Raw genomic sequence first — 17,152 nt, forward strand, 5'->3', positions numbered from 1 at the left:
TTATTACTCGCGGACCATGGCGGTAATCACCGAGACAGTGACCCGCTGGTCATTTTCGGTGACATCGGAACCACCGGCAATGATGGGAGCTTTGGGATCCGTGCGGCGTTCGTCGCTTGTCCGGCTGTCTTCGGTTTCGGCGGAGATGACATAGGGCTGTCCAGGGCGAAGCGTTGCATTGCGCACGTACACATCGCTCTGCACCTGCGGGTTTTGGACGAAGGAGCCATTAGGCTGGGAGATCTTCTCGATATCGGGTTTAGGGGTATCGTCATATTTGATGGTGAGGTTGATGTCCCCGTTGGAGTAGGCATAAGGCAGGAACGTGATCAAACGCCCGTACACCAGTTCCTTCGTGTTCATCGAAATAGTCGGACCGTTGACGTCCGAGTTACTTGGGGTCTGATCCGTTTTGTCGATGTACGACAGACGTTTTGGGCGGCCCACCGTGGCCGGTTTGCCATAGGTTGAGCCGAATACGTTGGTGCGCTCCGAGACGATTTTGCCGATCTTGCTGAGGGCTTGTACGGCCACTGAGGAACCGGCGAATTTTCCTGATCCCGCCGATAGCCCGAGAGACATCGCAGCGCCTTCCTGCTCGATCAGTGAGCTCAGACCGCTCACGCTCCCTCCGTTTCCGGCTCCAGTGTTGAAGGCGAGATTCCAGTTCACGCCCCCCTGAATTGAATTGTTTTTCTCTACAGTGATTTCCTGGTAAACCAGATCGATACGGCGTGAGCGCATCGCGTTTTCAGAGCGTATGTATGCATCGATACGGTCCAGAGAGGCTTTGGTATCGGTGACGATCAGATAGCCGTCTTCACCCGCGACAGCCTTGCCCGCGCGTGTCATGAACTGTTGGACGCGGCTGAGCAGCTGCGTCATGGGCAGATCCTTGCGGTCGGCTTTGAGAATTGATTTCGAGCGGCTATCCAGGCCGTTGCTGCTAGAGTTTCCGTCTGTACTGCCTGAGAGCCCCACGGTCATTTCCGCACCGCCCGCTATCTCAAGGTTTCGAATTTCGAAAACTTTAGTTTCAGTGCGGTAGAAAATGATCGCGCCCGACGTGTCGTTGTACTTCCACGACACGAACAGTTTCATCGCAATGGAATCAAGCGTTGCGTCGAGAGGGCGTGTAGCTGCGGCGGATGGCTTTCTCTTTTCAGCCTTACCGTTCTGTGCGGTGGTCGCCGGCGCTTTTTTCGCAGTGATATCTGGCTGCGGCTGAGGATTGATCGTTGTTGGAGTCGATGCCGGTGTGCTGGTTACGACACCTTCTGGCATCAGTCCTTCGAGGCCCGTGCCCGCGCTTGGGTCGGCGGTGTTTGGATAACGGTTCGACTGGGTTTGCTGGCTCCGGGCGTCGTTATTCTGAGCGAGGTTGGGAAGAAAGTTTTCAGCAGGAAGCAACGCATCCGGCGTGACCTGGACAGGAATGCCGGTGGCTTCCTGAATCCGCGTGGCCAGTGTCACCAGGTCCACTGCTCCATCGGAGAACAGTAGGGTGGTATCTACGCCCTGGCGCAGCGGCATCGGCAACGTTACTTCGCGGCTGACGGGTACAGCCCGGCCGGTGATGTAGGGACGGTGAACAATCTGAGCCGCACGTTTGGCGTCAAGGGTCGCCGACTCGGCCTGCAGCGTTGTGCGATAGCGTGCTACGCCATTGGAGTCGTTGGCCGCGCGCTCGATGGCCTCCTTTTCCTGAGTGACACTGCATGCTGCAAGCACCAGGGCAAAGAGCATCAGGGTGGTACGTTTCACCTGTTGGAAGTTCATGCGATCACCGTGCGCTGGCTGCGTCGCAGGTCACGTTGTAATTAACGACCCGGATCACATTGTTTTCGTAGAAGCAAGGCTGGAGGGGTGTGTCTGACAGTTCGGTAGTGCCGACCAAGCCTTGAGCAGCCTCGATGAAGTCGCCGTTGAATGTGGCGCTGGCGGTGATTGGGATATCAACGGGGCTGACCCAATGCTCACGTTCGTCGAAGGTGTAGCCAGCTTTGGTGGCCCAGCGCTTGAGGGTGTGCCGCATGTTTATGTCGGAGACATTGACTGTCCACGACATGACGTTGGGTTTAACCGGCGCAGTGACCACGTTCGTGGTGATCACTTGTGCCGGCGGGTGTGCGGGAGTAGCGGGTATTGCTGTTGCAGCTGCAGGCACAGCCGCAGCAGCAGCCACTGGGTTAGGCGCGACAGTAGTGCTCTTGAGCGCAGCCGTTCCGGTACTACCCGAGGTGAATGGCGTTGGGATGCCCAGGTCTGCTGCAGGCTTAGGATTGGTGTTGATCGGGGGGAGGTGGGGGCCTTCCTTGGCAGGGTCCACCGGGGTTGATGGAACGGTGTTCACCGCGGTAACCGGGACCGAGGTGATGATGGGAGCTGTCGGTGTAGCGGGGATGGCAACTGCGCCGTTTGCCGAACCGGGAGCCAGCGCAATGGATTGTCCTGGTGCAACTGACGGAGTGCCCAGGGCCACATTCATTGCTGGCAAACGTGGGGCTTCGTACCCGGATCGCAAGCTGAAGCACACATTGCGGCTCACCTCATCAACCTTGACCAACCAGGCTGGGCCAGCCAACACCTGAAGGGTGTTGCGAAGGGACATAGGCCCCAGCTTGTACTGGGCCGCCGGCAATGGGCGGGTATACAGGATGCTCACATGATCGGTGTTGGCCGGGCACAACGTATAGCCTGAGCGGTCAACGACGTACTGCATAGCGTCCTGCACCTGAGGGTGCATGTTGCTTGGAATGTTGACGTCGATGATCTGGGACATCAGATCCCGCTGCTCGACCTCCGGAGCAGTATTAACCAGCGTGTACCGGCCGTAGCGCACGTTTGCGCCGTCGTCCGGTTTGCCGTCAGTGGAATACAGATCCGGCGCCAGGATCGCAGGGTTGCGGCTGTTATCGAGCACAGGAGTGGCCGTACCGGCACCCTGCAGTGTGCAACCCGCGATCAGCGAGAAGATGGATAGTGTTGTCAGCTGCCTGATCATGTATGGCTTGGTCCCATTTCGTGATGGTGGTCAAGGTGCCAGCACTGATCGGCGAAAGCAGCGGTAAACCCTTATCAGGTCGAGTGGGGTTTGAAGAGGGTCTAGGCGTATACGGGTTTTATCCTCGTCGAGGTATTTCTAGATGCTCGCTGCCAGAGCAGCTTGAGTCTTTTCGGCAGCATCGGGCTCAATCAAGTCGCTGGCCAACGCACGCTTGTCCAGGAGCATCTGCCACAGTTGCTGGTCAATGGAGTCCTCGACCAGAGGGATTTTCACCAGAACCATGCGCTGCTGACCATTGCGGTAGGCCCTATCTTCCGCTTGATCCTGAAGGCCAGGCGTCCACGGCAGGCCGAGGAAAAACACGCAGTTGGCCGCTGTCAGGTTGTAGCCCGTGCCAGCGGCCGAGGTGGTGCCGATGAAGAAACGAACGTCAGGATCCTGCTGAAAATTGTCGATCGCTTTTTGACGTTTCTTGACGGAGTCACTGCCGACCAGCGTTGCGCATTGAATCCCCTGTTTATCGAAATGCTCCTGCAGGGCGTACACCGTCTCTTTGTGCTCACAGAACAGGATTGCCTTGTCCTCGATGTCCAGCTCGGCAGCCAGGTCGATCACCACGCGGACCTTCACCCGCTCAAGCAACTGACGCAGGGCACCGAGTCTCGCGAACGGATGCCGGTCACTTCGAACGATATCGTTGTACTCCTTGCGTTCGGTGTCCGACAAAACCACCGATACGTTCTGTCGCTGCTTGCCTTTCAGATTGGGCAGCACGCCTTTGCTTCGACGCAGCATCCAGTCGCAGATGTGCGCGCGCAGTGCCTGGCGGAATTCGGAGTTGCCTGCGAAGCGTTCACAGAACTCCTTCAGGGTGAGCTGGCCAATCGGATGGCCAGAGAGGCGAAGCAAGGTGTGCAGCTCCGATTCTCGATTCAATACTGGCGTGCCGGTCAGCAAGTACCGGTTGGGCACCTTGGCTGCGATATCAAACCCGTGACGTGTCCATGCCGTGGTGGGTTCTTTCAGGCGATGGGCTTCGTCGACGATCATCACTGCAAAACAACCCGCGATAGGGACGAAATCACCCAGACGTTCGTAGTTGACGATGACCCAGTGAGCCTGCGGGTCGTATTTCTGTTGGGCAATCAGGGCCTGGGGATAAACCATCTCGATCTCCCGTTGCCAGTTGATGATCAACGAAGTCAGCACAATGACCAGTACTGGTTTGCCCTGGGCGCGAATGGCGGCGGCGATGATGGCCTGGCGTGTTTTACCAAGACCCATGTCGTCGGCAAGCAACGCGCTGGTGCGCATCAGAAGATGCCGAATGCCCGCCGGCTGATGGTCCATCAGCGAATGCTCCTGCAGGGCTCGCTCGATGAACTCTTCAGAGAGCTCAGTCCTACGGATCGAGGGCACCGATGCCAGGTAGAGATCGGCTTCCCCTGTGTCCTCGCTTGAGGAGGCGCCCCGTTCAGCGGGCATGCCGCCCAGTTGAATCCTTGCAACGTCACGCGCGGGTGAAACGGTACCATCGCTGAGCAACTCTTGCAGCGTATCGAGGATCTCGAACTGCTCCTCGGCTAGGCCCAGTTCCAAGATGAGGTTGCTGCGCACAAGCTCCGGCGAACCTTGAATTCGCCATGACCGGCTGGCGTTCAGATAGGCCCCGTGCATGCGCTTGGCAACCGCTATTGAACCGGGATGAAAGTCGCCAGACAACAGCACACCGCCCTCGGCGAGTGGGGCAAGCCGTAGCTTCATCCCCCAGATAAAGGCGTCCCTGGTCACATTCTCCTGGGCCGATGAGACCTTGCGGCTGAAGGACGACCAGTCCTCGGTGAATGCACCCGCTGCCAGGTCATAAAAGTCGCGGTGAAGCACATCCAGATCATCAAGAAGCTTCGCCTTGGGCACCCGCCAGTACTTTGTAAACGGATGTCCGTTCAGACGAATGAAGTGGCCCCCACGAGCGACAAATAGTCGATTCGATCCTTCCACGAACGGCAGTTTTAAGCCGAAGTCATAGCCATCGAAAATGACCTTGGTGGGCTGAGCTCCGCCACTGCGGTTCATCAGCTTCGGTCGGCTCATGACGGCACCAGCCATTTGGTATCACGCCACTTAGCAAGGGTTGAGTGCAGGTGGGGCTTCATCGGCGCAAAAACTCATCGTGAATGAGCGCGCACTCTCACAACAAGGGCATGGTCACCGCTATAAGAAACCTTTATTCAGCGTGCAGTGGGTTCGGCCATCAAAGTTTCAAAAATCGAAACTTTGCTGTTGTTCCTGGGCAAATCCCTTTATCCACGATGCTCGCATCGCTGGATGACGATAGGGACATGCATAAATCGGAAGGCCGGCTCGCGCTGCTTCAGCACCTAACGCGAATACGGCAACATGCGGATTGTTGGAACGCCGACCGTCGTTTTTTTTGTTGGAGGCCTGCAGCACCATAGAGATAACCCGAATTGACGTTTCATTCACCCCAGAAACTTCCCGCTGAGGCGCGCAAATTTTCGACAACGAGAAAGGGATAGTATCAGCGCTGAGGTTTGCCGATGAACACGTTAATTCAACCGAGAGTGCTACGAAGAGAGCGATTTTTTGACCGGGCAAGTTTCAAAGCAAATCAGTGATTGTAGCAACTTCTTGGCGGGCTTCCTCAGCGTCCCAGTCTTCAAGTCTGGACTCAAGCTGCTCGTTGAGCGTGATGTGGTCGATGGTTGAGTAGCCGCTGATTTCGCCGCCATTGGAGTTGACCGATTTGATTACGCTGTGCGTCAACGCAGCTTTTGCGATCTCTGACGTCGGCATACGAATCACGTAGGTCACGAACTTACTCATTGAAGTTCTCTCCATAGACCCGTGTGACTCCCAGGTTAAAGGCCGACGATGGTCAGATCCATTTAACCCGGGAGACTCACGCTTGGGGGCGATTTTTTTGAGGGGGTGTCACACAGGAATGTCGTCGTCAAAGTCTGGGCCAGGATCCTGCGCGGCGGGCTGGCTGTTCTGCTGACGCTGTGCATTCTGGCTGGACTGCGACGGCGCCAGGCTCACCGATTCAATTCGATGGGGCAGAATTGCCACTCGGCTGGCTTGGACTTTGATGGCAGAAAACTCCTCTCCATCTTTGGTCCAGTTATCCATCACCGCACGGCCTTGCACCAGGATTCGCATACCTTTCTGGAACAGATCCGAATAGTGCTCGGCATCGCGATGCCACCATTCTACGTTGGCCCAGAATCCCCCACGATCTTCGAAGCCTGAACCATCGGCCTTTGGAATCGAATTGTCGAAGTACACGTTCAGCCTGAGCAAGCGTCGAGGATCTTTGTTGCCGTTGGGGAACTCCTTGAATTCGGGAGTGTTGCCAATATTGCCTTCCCAATCGATGGACGTGGTCATGGTCTTTCCTCGGTTATGGTCGTTTGGTTCAGTGGGTGAGCAAGTTGGCCCAGCCTTTCCCTGTACACGGCGTCGGCTTGAGCCATCTTTTCTGCGCACTCGGCAGCCTGGCGGCTGATGGTATGGACCAGGCTGATTTGCATGTTCAAAGCGATCCGCTGCAGCTCCATGGCATGCAGATCCTGGAGCAGGTGCTCCGGTGTTTTCGCAGCGGCCAACAGCCTGGACCAGATATCGACTCCCATCTGCCGAGTACCCACGTCCTGCCAGCGCAGAAAAACTGTGCCAGCGCCGGTGCGTTGGAGGGTCATGCGCACCGGCAGCAAGGTGAAGGGATAGCGACTGGCCTGGGCGTGGATGTTTGCCTGTGCCAGCGCGTTCAAATCGTCTTCAAGGTCACGGCATTGCTGGGCTAATTTGTCCATGTCCCCCTTACCTTTAAAAGGTTTTAAAAAGCCTTTTAGGGAGGGTGCGTGTTGCAGTCCGATGAAGGCATCGTGTTGCAGTGGTTGAAAGGCACCCTGTTGCAGGTCCTCTGATGTTTCACCTGGTTGCGGCATTGGCTGGCTCATGACGGTCACTGATCGTCTGAGTCGCGATGCAGGGAGACGCTTTCATCGATGCCACTCACATCGAAGTCCTGGTCGTCATCGCCTTCCAGGAGCGTATTTCCGGCAGAGGCGCGAATGATTTGTGGCGCGAATGCGGCGCGTCTGGTGCCTTCCAGGATGTCTTGAGGAATCTCACCGGCAAAGGCGTACATCTCGCGGGCGTTTTGTGCGCGAGCGTTGTTGGCGGCAAAGTCGTCCCGGCTTGCGCCTGAGAAGCCCTTGTACTTTTGGGCCAGGCCATAGAGGCGTCTGAGAATGGCGGCGCCCTCATCCAGCCACAGGCTCTTGGCTTGGTAGTCGATCAGGCCAACGTGGCCCGCCAAGAGCAATCGGCGCACCAGTTCGTCATAGGCTGTGAGCAAGTACACGCCTTGGAAGGCCAGAGGCGTAGTCAGGAACAAATCGAATTTTGCCGGTTGAACCGAGAGGTTTTCCCCCACGCTCATCATGGCAGGTAGAGCGGCCATGACGTTGTCGAGCCGTGCATCGATGGTGGCCATCTCTTCCTTGGACTGGGCCAGCTTGTCCTCGATCTGGATCAGGAACCAATCGGAGTAGGGATCATCTTGCATAGCGCCTCGGTTGATGCGGCCGAGCAGGTTTGAGAAGCCGCTCATGCCGATCATTCCTGGCTTGTCGTCTGTGCGCTGACGGCCGAACCACAAACGGGCGGCGTGGTGAGTATGGAGTGTCAGGTTGACGCTGCTGCGCAATGAACCAAGGTTGACCTGAAAGTTGTCAGCCATGTTGAGCGCTTCCTTCTATATAGAGGTGAATGGGCAACGCAAGACTGCCGGAGGCTAACGGCGAGTACAGTAGGAAACCGTTTCTTGGTCGGGGTGGGTTTGGTTGTGGAGCGTATTTGCACGGTACTTGGAGGGACGCTATGCCAGTGACATAGGCCGGCACTGAGTGGGGAGTGTTGCCAGTGGCAACACTCAATGCTTGGTCGAGAGCTATTCCAGTGGAATAGGTCGGTAACGAGTTTGGTGTGTTGCCAGTGGCAACACTCAATGACTGGTCGTGAGCTATGCCAGTGACATAGGCCGACACTGAGTGGGGAGTGTTGCCAGTGGCAACACTCAATGCTTGATCGAGAGCTATTCCAGTGGAATAGGTCGGTAACGAGTTTGGTGTGTTGCCAGTGGCAACACTCAATGCCTGGTCGTGAGCTATGCCAGTGACATAGGCCGGCACTGAGTGCGGATTGTTGCCAGTGGCAACACTCAGCTCGATCAATGCGCAGTCCACGGATTAAAACCCCAGCTCTTGGCGAATAGCGCGCATCTGATCTCTGCCCCTAGCCACGGCGATCTCGTCACGTGGCGCTGGCGGGGATGCCGTTTGTTCAGAACTATGCAATGCCGACTCAGGCTGCGGTTTCGGTGGCTGCACCGGGGTTACTGGCGTGCGGCTAGGCTCTGAGGGCGCTTGCCAGAGCGCATTGAACTCACCTTTGTTCGCCTTTTGGACGCAACTGAGCAGGTAGGCCAACGGATTTTTTACTCCGCCGGTGCGGATGCGGTGGTGCCATTGGTTCAAAAGCGCCTGTCGAACAGCAGGGTCGACTAGGTTGATGGCGGCCATCGCTTTCTGGCGCTGATCTGGGGTCAGACGTTTCAGTGATTCTGTGATGTCTGCGCTGGTCTGAGACTCGTGCAGTACAAAGCTTTTAGATACAGAGGTATTAGTATTTGTATACGTACTATATGAGTTCGGATTCCGAACTGAGGTCAATATAGCCAATTGCTGCATGAGTTCGGATTCCGAACTCGGTGGTTGGACACGGCTATCTCGCTCTATTTCACTGATTTCGGAATCCGAACTCGGTGTTTCAGGGGGGCTTTCTGTCGGAGTTCGGATTCCGAACTCAGTCAGAACAGGTGCAGCCGGCGTGAGTTCATCGTTCAGTTCACCAGCACCCAGACGTTCTGCCATCACGTCGAGACGAGTTGGAAGCGAATTATCAGCCACATGCAGATCGGCCGTCACATCATTGAACGCGCGTTCGGCCATCAAACGTATCGCCTTGTTGGCATGCTCAAGTGATTGACCAATCAACAGCATGAAGTCGCGATCGATCTCCATAGCTTCTGCGCAGCCGATGGGCTCGTCATGCAGGATGTACACATTGCCTTGCATGCGCCCGCTCACTGCGTCGCGCACTCGACGACCCAGGCTGAGCCAACGCGTCAGGCGCAGGTGAGTGAGCGTTTTAGCTATCGTTTCCCTCGATGCCGGTTTGCCAGGTGTCGACCCGAGATAGGGGCGGAGTTCCTCGTAGGTGGGAAATGCGGTCAAACCGTCGCTATTGATTAACAGACGAAAGACCTGCCAGGCATTGCGTTCGAGAGGAGATAAACGATCATCCAGAAGAAGGCGACGCGGTACTGTTTCATGCGGGTTTCCGCTGAATACGATGCCGGCGTACTGATCGTGTGCTGTGTCGTCCTCTTGATCGCTACCTGTGGCGTCAGTAGTGCGAGTATTCGAGACTTTCACCTGGAAAGCTGCTGCTTGCTGCAGCGTTCCGGCAGCAGCATTTATAACGGATCCCAGTGAGAGCCGCTTCGACTGTCTTATCACATGCGTTCGCCTTCTAGCTGAGCGAGGTTTTCATCGCGTGCGAGTTGTCCTGATGCCGTATCGTTAGATCGGTCTCTTTTCCGGGAAGGGTTTGGGGTTAGCAAAATGAGACTGGCAGGCTTGCGAGCGTTGCCGGCTGGATACAGACCTTCGCTAATCCACTGTTGTATTTTGTGCCATATCAGCCCGAGAGTGACTCTGCCAGGGACGTCACCGGCTTCCTGATCGAGTGGGATATTGACTTCTTCCGTTATCAACATCGCAATGTCTAGCAGGGCCATCGGATCCTGGTAGTCAGCTCCGAACTCATCCATGAGATGTACGAATCTGTGCCACAGAGGGGTGTCATCTGGAACATCCCTGTTGCGGCCGGGCTTGCCGGGAACCCCCACGATGACACGTTGAAGGGCAACGTCCTGTGGCGACATGCCAAAAAACTGTTGGAGCATCGGCGTTGTTGCACCCAGTCGCAGGGCTCGTTGAACCATCCGAGTTTCTTCATCACTTCGATCCTTGGTCGATAGCAGACGTTTAACCATGTCCTGATCGACTAGGATTTGGCACCAGAGGGCCGATGAATTCAAAAGCACGCTGAGCGCACTTGGGCTCTGCAGAACGCTTAAGATCTCAGGATCCAGTCCCATATCAAGGCACCGACGAACTTCTCCATTGCGCAGCAGGTGAAGGATCTGATGGATAATGGCTTCATTGAGTGGATTATGTTTTTTGCCCATGAGGGGCCTCCCCAGGTCTTGGCTTCTTGGCGGTCATGGGTGTGCGTCTCCACATTGTTGAATTTCAAGCTCAACAAGGCGCCGTCCAAGACGGATCAAACGAAACAGTTTCACAATGGCCGCATCATCCAACCGCGTGTTGGTAGACGGTGTTTGGGTTGGCAGGGACATTTGTCCAAGCAACAACTCACCCAGCGCGGCAGTGAATTTGAATTCTGCGAGCGCAAGCGGTTGTTCGGTGGGTTGCTGTTCAAGAGCGATGGCGAAGACACCGCTCAACGCATGAAGTAGTGTCAACGTATTTGCCGATTTGTCGGTCAGTTCCACATCTTCAGCGGGTTCATTGCAGATAAAACCTACGCCAGCTTGAACGTCGATCACATAGCGACCACCGAGACCTGAAATCTCGGCGATCTCACGGGCGAGTTGAGCTGCGACCTGGCGCAGATCTTTTGGAAAGTCCAATTCGCGTTCGACGTACCAAACGTCAGAGATTGGAAACAGCCCTCCGGCCTGCACGGGGATCGACACCAGCGCATTGGCTTTGAAGTCCGGCAAGATTTCGCCATCCATGGCAGCGATCTTTTGCTTGATATCCAGCACTCGCTGTGTCGTGGCTACCGGAGTTACAACATGGCCAGCTATTCTCGCTTCGCGCTCCTCGTCGGAGAGCGGCGGCTGAGGCGGCGGTGTTACGTCCGTCTTATGCTTGGGCTGATCAGTGGGTTTCTGCGGCTGCTTGGATTGGCCAGCTGGGGAGGGGAGACCGGACGCATTCGGCGCGGGAGGCTGCTGCGGACTTTTATTGTTTTGACCTTCACTCCCATTTGTCGGGACTTGATTTAACGAATCCTGGTCGGAGTATTGGGCATTGATGGATGCCGGTGGGTAATAGGGTAGGTTTTCCAGCGGTGCCGTCCGCCTGGCTCGACCCTGGTGCTCGTGAATGTCCAAGAGCACCTGTTCATAGGTCTTCCCTGTTCCTTCCTTCATGTTGCCAATCAGTTCGTCCTGGAAACGCTCATAGACAAACTCTGCGGCGTCCACGTCGAACTGCGATAACACTTCGAGAAACAGAAACTCGAAGTCTGGAGATCGTGTTTCACTTTTCGGTAAGTTATCCCAAGTTAGGGCCGCGCATTTTCGCAACGATAACAGCCGTTCGATTTGCGGCTTACCGAGGCCTGAGTAGAGGGTACTAGGGATAGCGGGCAACAAGTATCGGACTGCATCCTGCATTCTGCTGATATGGGAGTTGGAGATTGGATATCCATCCGCAGAAAGTTTGCGCGATAATTCACGCTGAGAAATAGGCTCGCCGGCCTCCAGTTCATATATCTTGCGCGCTTCTTCGATACCCATGGCGCGTTCAATGAACATCAACTGGCCTTGCAGGTCGTTTTCTGCAAGGTGGCCGGTTAAAGCAATGATTTCCCCTCGGGCTTCGTCCCAAGGACGAAACAGAACCGGGATCTTGTAAAAGCGCTCTTCCTTGGTCTCGGCGTAGAGCTCTTTCAATATTGTCAGACGGGTATTCCCGCCGTTTCTGATGACGTACTTGGAATGACCTGGGCGGCGAGTGACTGGCGGTGGTTGATCCAGACCGCGCGCCAGGATCGATGCTTTTAGTTCCTGGTATTTGGAGTTGGTGATTTTGCGAGGGTTATTCTCGTACGGAATCATGTCCTCGATGCACAGCACCATCGCTGTCGGAGCGATGGGGTCGGGCAGCTTGTCAACGATCGGTCCGGAGCGCGCGAAGGAGCCCTGAAAGAGCTTTCCGGTCAGCGCTTCTGGTGAAAGAGTCTTGTTGGACATATCACGCCTCCCGGGCGTCAGTCATCTGGCCTGCAGGGTTGCTGCGACCGGACAACAGGACGTCGATGATCGCTTTGAGGCGAGTGATCTCGTGCTCCAATTCCGTGGTCACACGCATGCGGTGAACGATTTCAGCATTCATCGAGCGAAGGCATGTTTTGGCCTTGTCAGCGATTTCATCGCGCATGCCGTCGGGAAAGCGGACAACAAACTTTTCGTCGTTCTGGCGAGCGGGAACCGCACTGCGGTTCATGAACGGCTCCTGATGGTCATTCGCGACTGTGGGGGCGTGACTAGTCGCGTGAATGAAGTTCATGGCTGTAGCCGTTTGCTGAGCGGATTGGTTAAGGCTCATTTCGCTGCTCTCTTTTTGAGGAATGACTTGCTACGGAAGGGGATTCGATACTCGACAGCTAAACGCCGGCAGCGCGACTCCGGTTCATTTAAAAGCTTTGCGGCCTCGGCAAGCGTCTTCGCATTCGACGCATGGCCGACCAACAGCTTGGCCAGATTCGCGTCATCAATGATCGAGTGACTCGGGAGCTTGGGCTCTGCAACGGATTCGATCTGGCGACCCCGGGCCAGAAAGTCGGCAATCGCTCGGTCGATCCGCTCTTGTTCCACTTGCCGCGTGCTTGTGGCCGGAGGATCGTTTTCAACGGCATGGATAAGAACCATCACGAGCACCTCGCGCTGTCGATCTGCTCGAATAAATTGCCTGCTTGAATGTGGGTGATTTCAGCTTCACGCACGTCATTGAACCGTTCAGCAATATCGGCAAGGAACAAGCGAGTAGCCTCGCGGGATCCTGTGATTTGAAAGGCGACGGTGCAATGCTGGACATCCTGGTCTGGGGCCAGGTAGGGCATGACCAATGTCTGGTAACTGCGAGCTTGTAGGAATTGCGGTACCCAAACGGACCAAAAGTAGCTGGATAACAACGCACCCGGTGCCATCAGCTCGATCTCAACAGTTCCTTGAGCAGTGTCGGAGAACGTCACATACCCAAGGTCTTTCATGCCGATAAGGGCTCGTGCCTGGTGCTTTGTAATGATGGTGCTGCTGTGTTTAGCCAATCGCTGTACGGCCTGGGCGATGCCATCCAGTTCGTTGCCATCGATCCCGTGTTCATGGGCATAGGTGAGCGCCGAGCTCTGGAATTCTTGTTTGGCATGGAAGCGGGGTAGGTCGCGAAATGCACCTGCGTCCTGTAGTTCAGCTATGTGTTCGCCACCGCATCGCGGGCACGTACCGGTGGTGACAAGATGCGCTGGATGGTGCTGATGGCAACTCAGGCACTCATGAGTGATTTGCAGATTTCTTGCGGGCGAGTTCATGCGCTTGCTCCTTGCCAGTGGGTGGCCGAGAGATTTTCAAAGCGGGTTTGGCTGGCGATAAAAGCAGTTCGCACTGTCCCTATGGGACCATTGCGATGTTTTCCGAGAATCAACTCGGCAATGCCCTTGTACTCGGTCTCTGGGTGGTAGACCTCGTCCCGGTAGACGAACACAATCAGGTCGGCGTCCTGTTCCAAGGCGCCCGACTCACGTAAATCGGCATTCACCGGACGCTTATTAGGCCGTTGTTCAAGAGACCGATTGAGCTGCGAAAGTGCTACCACAGGGCAGGTCATCTCTTTGGCCAAACCTTTGAGGGCGGCTGAGATTTGAGCAATTTCGTTTGTGCGATTTTCCGCGCCGGCGCACTGCATCAATTGCAGGTAGTCCACCATGATCAGTCTGGGCTTGCCGAACTGCCTTGATCCTCTCCGAGCGCGCGCTCTCAATTCCGTTGGGGACAAACCTGATGTGTCATCAATAACAAGGCGTGTGCCGTATGATTTGATACGGTTCATGGCATACGAGAGTTTTGGCCAATCCTCATCGTCCAGCTTGCCGGACAGCAGCTTTTGAAGATCCAGCCGACCCAGTACGGCAATCAATCGGTAAAGAATTGCTATGGCAGGCATTTCGAGACTGAAGATCTGTACAGAGTCTTCAGGATGCTTCTGAAGCGCCGAGTCGACGAAGTTGAGTGCCAGACTGGTTTTTCCCATGGAGGGCCGGGCGGCCAGGATGATCAAGTCGGTATCTTGTAAACCGCCCGTGAGCTCATCGAAGTCTGTGAGTCCTGTTGGCAGGCCTCTGACGGAGTCGCCACTATTGAAGCGCTCATCGATTTGATCGACGACTTTTTCCAATACGCTGACGACATCGACGAATTCTGCTTTCTGATGGTTCTGTCCCATCGCAAAGAGCCGCTGCTCGATGGACTCTTGAACCTCCTTGGCGTTGGCCAGCTCGACTGCTGCTTCGCGAGTCATCAGATGGCCGAGGGCCATAAGTCGCCGCAAGTGCGCCCGGTCGCGCACAATGACTGCATAGGCCTTGATGTTGGCTACAGAGGGTGTGTTCCTCGCCAAGTCTGCCAGGTACCCCAGGCCACCGACCTCATCAATGTCCTGCATAAAGTTGGACACTGTCACAACATCGAACGGACTATTGTTCTGAGCCAGTCTCTCGATGCTTTGATAAATCGCCTTATGGTCTCGGCGGAAAAAGTCCTCCGCCATAATCACATCAGCAATCAAATCCCAGGATTCGTTGTCTAGCATGAGCCCCCCAAGGATGGCCTGCTCAGCTTCAACCGAATGAGGGGGAGTGAATTCGGTAAGGTTCATTTACCACCCCCGCTTAACCGTTCGGCTTGCGCAGACCGGCTGACTCCTTGGTGTAGGTAAGCCGCTGACCCCTCGGCCCATCCTTGTTCCAGTGATCGGGAGTCATGACCTCGAACGGGAGTTTCTTTGGGCTTGGAGACCTGCAGGTTGGGGTGGTGCAGTGCGAGGTAAGCGGTAATCGCATGTTTCGTCTCTGCCGATCGGTAACCAGCAAACCGATCTACAGTGATCTCGACGGCGCTGATCCATGCTTCTGCAAAGAGCTGACCACGCCGACGCTTGGTAGCAAGATTGCACCGTTTCTGCTCAGCTACATGCTGTCGGCGAGCGGCCAACAGTTGCTGATGCAGAGCTGAATATGCGTACGCTGCGCCTTCAGGCGATACGCCGGTTCCGATAAATTTAAAGGAGTAGCCCGTTGTGCCCGCACGGTGGTACGCCAGGTAATCGCAATCAAATGCCTTTGCACAGGTGCGTGCAAGGCTATAGAGCCAAGTAGCAGGAGGTCTCATCGTACCTATAAGCACACTGGCGTCATTGACCTGGTAGGCTTGAAGGTCCTCCTCCTGCAGGTTGTGTTGTTCCATCAACCATCGACCTTGCCTTAAAGCCGTTGCAGCTTCATTGGCGGTCGCGCCTTTAGCATTGGCCAGTGCAAAACACTTGGCGACTTTTTCGATGATCCGTTGGCGATCCATCAGCAGGCCCTCTCAGTAATTTGAGGGGGATATACTTTGCTCAGCAGCAGAAGAAGGGCCTTTTCGCTTTCACAGAGAGCGATTGAGAGTTCAGCCACCTGCAGGTGCAATTCATCCAGCGACTGCTGTGCTGTCCCAGCAGAGTGCGTGGCAATGTGTTCTTGAATCGCCGCTTGGCAATCGCTGAAAAGCTCGTGGAAGAAATATTCGCTCCCGTAATTCCGGCCGAGAGCCTCTGCCTGTTTCAGCAAACCAGCCTTGAAGTGCGAGGCGGTTTTATTCGGTTTGAGTAGGCCGAGCTGGTTCAGACTCATGGCCATGCACAGCCCGCTGACTTGCTGCTCCTGTGTTCCATGCTCAAGGGGGAAATAAGCTTTCGTCAGCTTCCAGCTCTGCGCCTGACGTGCGTTGAAAGCTAGCTCCAAGGCCTCCTCGACTTTGATCTTTTGTTCTTTGGCTTGATCAACTAGAAGGCTGAGGGATTCGATAATCTTTAACGATTGCTGCAGAACGGTCTGTTCAGCCGGCTTCAGCAAATTACCCAGCACTTCATGAGGGTTAGCTAAGTGCTGAAGAACATTCGTCGTGCGGGCAAGCTTTGCCTTGAAAACTCGGAGCTGGCTCGAACTTTCAAATGCGCCCTCCAAGAGAGCAGGATCTGAGGTAAGGGATACGGCTGTCATTTGCCGATGCTCCCTTTGGCAATAGCTTCAACAGCCTCCTCAGTGAGTGAGGAGAAGGCACTTTGCCATTCAGGGAATAGCTCAATCGCAAGTTCGCGTATGACTTTGAGCGCGCAGGGAGCTTTACGATTGGAGGGCTGCCGATATTCGAGTCGGTGCGCCGGGATACCTCGCGTAGCCGCTTGGCGAAATATTACGGACGCCGGGATAGTGCTCTCAATGACTTCTATGCCTTGGCTTTCCGAGAAGTTACTACGAACTGCCTCGTGGATCATTCGCGCGTCGTTGGTGACATCCAGACAGTTCACGACCACTTTTACCGGCGGGATGGTGAGACCCAATCGAGCGTAGGACTGAAGCCCATCGAGCATCTGCATCGTGCCCCGGTTGAATTCCCGAGCGGTGAGCATATTGGGAGGAAGGGGCGACACAGCCAAATCTGATGCCAGGACCACCATTTCAAGGATTGCTGAACGAGCGCCCTGAGTGTCAATCAGTACCAGGTCAAACTGGTCATCGAATGCCACAAGCAACTGAGACAACCGTAAACGGCCGTCGGGAGCCTGAAGCAGCAGGTTGATTAGCTGGTTATTAGGATCATTCGACAGGATCAATGACAGGTTGGGGATCACAGTCCTAGAAATGACCCGTTCATGCCGTGTGATGTTAAGCGCTATCAGATCATAAATGCCTCCTTCCGCCTCATGAGCCAAACCATAGTAGGACGATAGGGAAGGTTGGACTGGATCGAGATCAATCAGCAGTGTTCGAAGGCCGGCATCTGCGCAGAGCGCGCCCAGATTTGCTGTCGTCGTGGTCTTGCCTGTACCGCCTTTGGTCGATACGACCGCAATTTTTTTCACGTTAGAAAGCCTCTAATGGGTGACATTAGAGACTGCTAATTTATGGTTTAACTATATGATT

18 protein-coding genes are annotated in these 17,152 nt (G+C 55.3%); all 18 read right to left on the reverse strand.

The window, feature by feature from the left end:
* Nucleotides 1-3: 3 nt before the first annotated feature.
* Nucleotides 4-1,779, reverse strand: a complete 1,776-nt coding sequence (locus ACCD02_RS12400; RefSeq protein WP_413301747.1) for a hypothetical protein — start codon at nucleotides 1,777-1,779, stop codon at nucleotides 4-6.
* A gap of 4 nt (nucleotides 1,780-1,783) precedes the next feature.
* A complete protein-coding gene (locus ACCD02_RS12405) occupies nucleotides 1,784-3,004 on the reverse strand; it encodes a TcpQ domain-containing protein (RefSeq protein ID WP_413301749.1) in 1,221 nt (406 codons plus the stop codon).
* Nucleotides 3,005-3,142: 138 nt separating this feature from the next.
* Nucleotides 3,143-5,101, reverse strand: coding sequence for a DEAD/DEAH box helicase (locus tag ACCD02_RS12410; RefSeq protein WP_413301751.1), 1,959 nt, complete (start codon nucleotides 5,099-5,101; stop codon nucleotides 3,143-3,145).
* Nucleotides 5,102-5,269: 168 nt separating this feature from the next.
* Nucleotides 5,270-5,464: a CrpP family ICE-associated protein gene (locus ACCD02_RS12415; RefSeq protein ID WP_413301878.1), complete on the reverse strand. Its 195-nt coding sequence runs from the start codon at nucleotides 5,462-5,464 to the stop codon at nucleotides 5,270-5,272.
* Between the two features lie 165 nt (nucleotides 5,465-5,629).
* Complete coding sequence (locus ACCD02_RS12420; RefSeq protein WP_413301753.1) at nucleotides 5,630-5,854, reverse strand: hypothetical protein; 225 nt, start codon at nucleotides 5,852-5,854, stop codon at nucleotides 5,630-5,632.
* 108 nt (nucleotides 5,855-5,962) lie between these two features.
* Nucleotides 5,963-6,418, reverse strand: coding sequence for a single-stranded DNA-binding protein (locus ACCD02_RS12425; RefSeq protein ID WP_413301755.1), 456 nt, complete (start codon nucleotides 6,416-6,418; stop codon nucleotides 5,963-5,965).
* Entirely contained in the window at nucleotides 6,415-6,990 is a 576-nt protein-coding gene (locus ACCD02_RS12430) for a DUF3158 family protein (protein ID WP_413301757.1), read from the reverse strand. The genes ACCD02_RS12425 and ACCD02_RS12430 overlap by 4 nt, the downstream gene beginning before the upstream one ends.
* Before the next feature lie 5 nt (nucleotides 6,991-6,995).
* Nucleotides 6,996-7,775, reverse strand: coding sequence for a PFL_4669 family integrating conjugative element protein (locus ACCD02_RS12435; protein ID WP_413301759.1), 780 nt, complete (start codon nucleotides 7,773-7,775; stop codon nucleotides 6,996-6,998).
* A gap of 508 nt (nucleotides 7,776-8,283) precedes the next feature.
* Nucleotides 8,284-9,615, reverse strand: a complete 1,332-nt coding sequence (locus ACCD02_RS12440) for an STY4528 family pathogenicity island replication protein (protein WP_413301761.1) — start codon at nucleotides 9,613-9,615, stop codon at nucleotides 8,284-8,286.
* Nucleotides 9,612-10,349 (reverse strand): DUF2857 domain-containing protein, encoded by a 738-nt coding sequence (locus tag ACCD02_RS12445; protein WP_413301763.1) that lies wholly within the window; start codon nucleotides 10,347-10,349, stop codon nucleotides 9,612-9,614. Before ACCD02_RS12445 ends, ACCD02_RS12440 begins: the two co-directional genes overlap by 4 nt.
* A gap of 33 nt (nucleotides 10,350-10,382) precedes the next feature.
* Nucleotides 10,383-12,167, reverse strand: a complete 1,785-nt coding sequence (locus ACCD02_RS12450) for a ParB family protein (RefSeq protein WP_413301765.1) — start codon at nucleotides 12,165-12,167, stop codon at nucleotides 10,383-10,385.
* A gap of 1 nt (nucleotide 12,168) precedes the next feature.
* Nucleotides 12,169-12,420: an Arc family DNA-binding protein gene (locus ACCD02_RS12455; protein WP_413301767.1), complete on the reverse strand. Its 252-nt coding sequence runs from the start codon at nucleotides 12,418-12,420 to the stop codon at nucleotides 12,169-12,171.
* A gap of 98 nt (nucleotides 12,421-12,518) precedes the next feature.
* Nucleotides 12,519-12,845: a hypothetical protein gene (locus ACCD02_RS12460; protein ID WP_413301769.1), complete on the reverse strand. Its 327-nt coding sequence runs from the start codon at nucleotides 12,843-12,845 to the stop codon at nucleotides 12,519-12,521.
* Nucleotides 12,845-13,504, reverse strand: coding sequence for a hypothetical protein (locus ACCD02_RS12465; RefSeq protein ID WP_413301771.1), 660 nt, complete (start codon nucleotides 13,502-13,504; stop codon nucleotides 12,845-12,847). Before ACCD02_RS12465 ends, ACCD02_RS12460 begins: the two co-directional genes overlap by 1 nt.
* Complete coding sequence (gene dnaB / locus ACCD02_RS12470; protein ID WP_413301773.1) at nucleotides 13,501-14,847, reverse strand: replicative DNA helicase; 1,347 nt, start codon at nucleotides 14,845-14,847, stop codon at nucleotides 13,501-13,503. The genes ACCD02_RS12465 and dnaB overlap by 4 nt, the downstream gene beginning before the upstream one ends.
* Nucleotides 14,844-15,545, reverse strand: a complete 702-nt coding sequence (locus ACCD02_RS12475; protein WP_413301775.1) for a DUF2786 domain-containing protein — start codon at nucleotides 15,543-15,545, stop codon at nucleotides 14,844-14,846. Before ACCD02_RS12475 ends, dnaB begins: the two co-directional genes overlap by 4 nt.
* Nucleotides 15,545-16,228: a hypothetical protein gene (locus tag ACCD02_RS12480; RefSeq protein ID WP_413301777.1), complete on the reverse strand. Its 684-nt coding sequence runs from the start codon at nucleotides 16,226-16,228 to the stop codon at nucleotides 15,545-15,547. Before ACCD02_RS12480 ends, ACCD02_RS12475 begins: the two co-directional genes overlap by 1 nt.
* Nucleotides 16,225-17,091: a ParA family protein gene (locus ACCD02_RS12485; protein WP_413301779.1), complete on the reverse strand. Its 867-nt coding sequence runs from the start codon at nucleotides 17,089-17,091 to the stop codon at nucleotides 16,225-16,227. Before ACCD02_RS12485 ends, ACCD02_RS12480 begins: the two co-directional genes overlap by 4 nt.
* Nucleotides 17,092-17,152 lie beyond the last annotated feature (61 nt).

The organism is Pseudomonas sp. Pseusp88, assembly GCF_047303955.1.
GTDB lineage: Bacteria > Pseudomonadota > Gammaproteobacteria > Pseudomonadales > Pseudomonadaceae > Aquipseudomonas.

Bases quoted from the DNA above. Each gene is read 5' to 3' on its own strand.
- ACCD02_RS12405 (WP_413301749.1), bottom strand. From the start codon at position 3,004: ATGATCAGGCAGCTGACAACACTATCCATCTTCTCGCTGATCGCGGGT.
- ACCD02_RS12445 (WP_413301763.1), bottom strand. From the start codon at position 10,349: ATGGGCAAAAAACATAATCCACTCAATGAAGCCATTATCCATCAGATC.
- ACCD02_RS12430 (WP_413301757.1), bottom strand. From the start codon at position 6,990: ATGAGCCAGCCAATGCCGCAACCAGGTGAAACATCAGAGGACCTGCAA.
- ACCD02_RS12480 (WP_413301777.1), bottom strand. From the start codon at position 16,228: ATGACAGCCGTATCCCTTACCTCAGATCCTGCTCTCTTGGAGGGCGCA.
- ACCD02_RS12410 (WP_413301751.1), bottom strand. From the start codon at position 5,101: ATGAGCCGACCGAAGCTGATGAACCGCAGTGGCGGAGCTCAGCCCACC.
- ACCD02_RS12455 (WP_413301767.1), bottom strand. From the start codon at position 12,420: ATGAACCGCAGTGCGGTTCCCGCTCGCCAGAACGACGAAAAGTTTGTT.
- ACCD02_RS12435 (WP_413301759.1), bottom strand. From the start codon at position 7,775: ATGGCTGACAACTTTCAGGTCAACCTTGGTTCATTGCGCAGCAGCGTC.
- ACCD02_RS12450 (WP_413301765.1), bottom strand. From the start codon at position 12,167: ATGTCCAACAAGACTCTTTCACCAGAAGCGCTGACCGGAAAGCTCTTT.
- ACCD02_RS12475 (WP_413301775.1), bottom strand. From the start codon at position 15,545: ATGGATCGCCAACGGATCATCGAAAAAGTCGCCAAGTGTTTTGCACTG.
- ACCD02_RS12420 (WP_413301753.1), bottom strand. From the start codon at position 5,854: ATGAGTAAGTTCGTGACCTACGTGATTCGTATGCCGACGTCAGAGATC.
- ACCD02_RS12400 (WP_413301747.1), bottom strand. From the start codon at position 1,779: ATGAACTTCCAACAGGTGAAACGTACCACCCTGATGCTCTTTGCCCTG.
- ACCD02_RS12425 (WP_413301755.1), bottom strand. From the start codon at position 6,418: ATGACCACGTCCATCGATTGGGAAGGCAATATTGGCAACACTCCCGAA.
- dnaB (WP_413301773.1), bottom strand. From the start codon at position 14,847: ATGAACCTTACCGAATTCACTCCCCCTCATTCGGTTGAAGCTGAGCAG.
- ACCD02_RS12415 (WP_413301878.1), bottom strand. From the start codon at position 5,464: ATGGTGCTGCAGGCCTCCAACAAAAAAAACGACGGTCGGCGTTCCAAC.
- ACCD02_RS12465 (WP_413301771.1), bottom strand. From the start codon at position 13,504: ATGAACTCGCCCGCAAGAAATCTGCAAATCACTCATGAGTGCCTGAGT.
- ACCD02_RS12460 (WP_413301769.1), bottom strand. From the start codon at position 12,845: ATGGTTCTTATCCATGCCGTTGAAAACGATCCTCCGGCCACAAGCACG.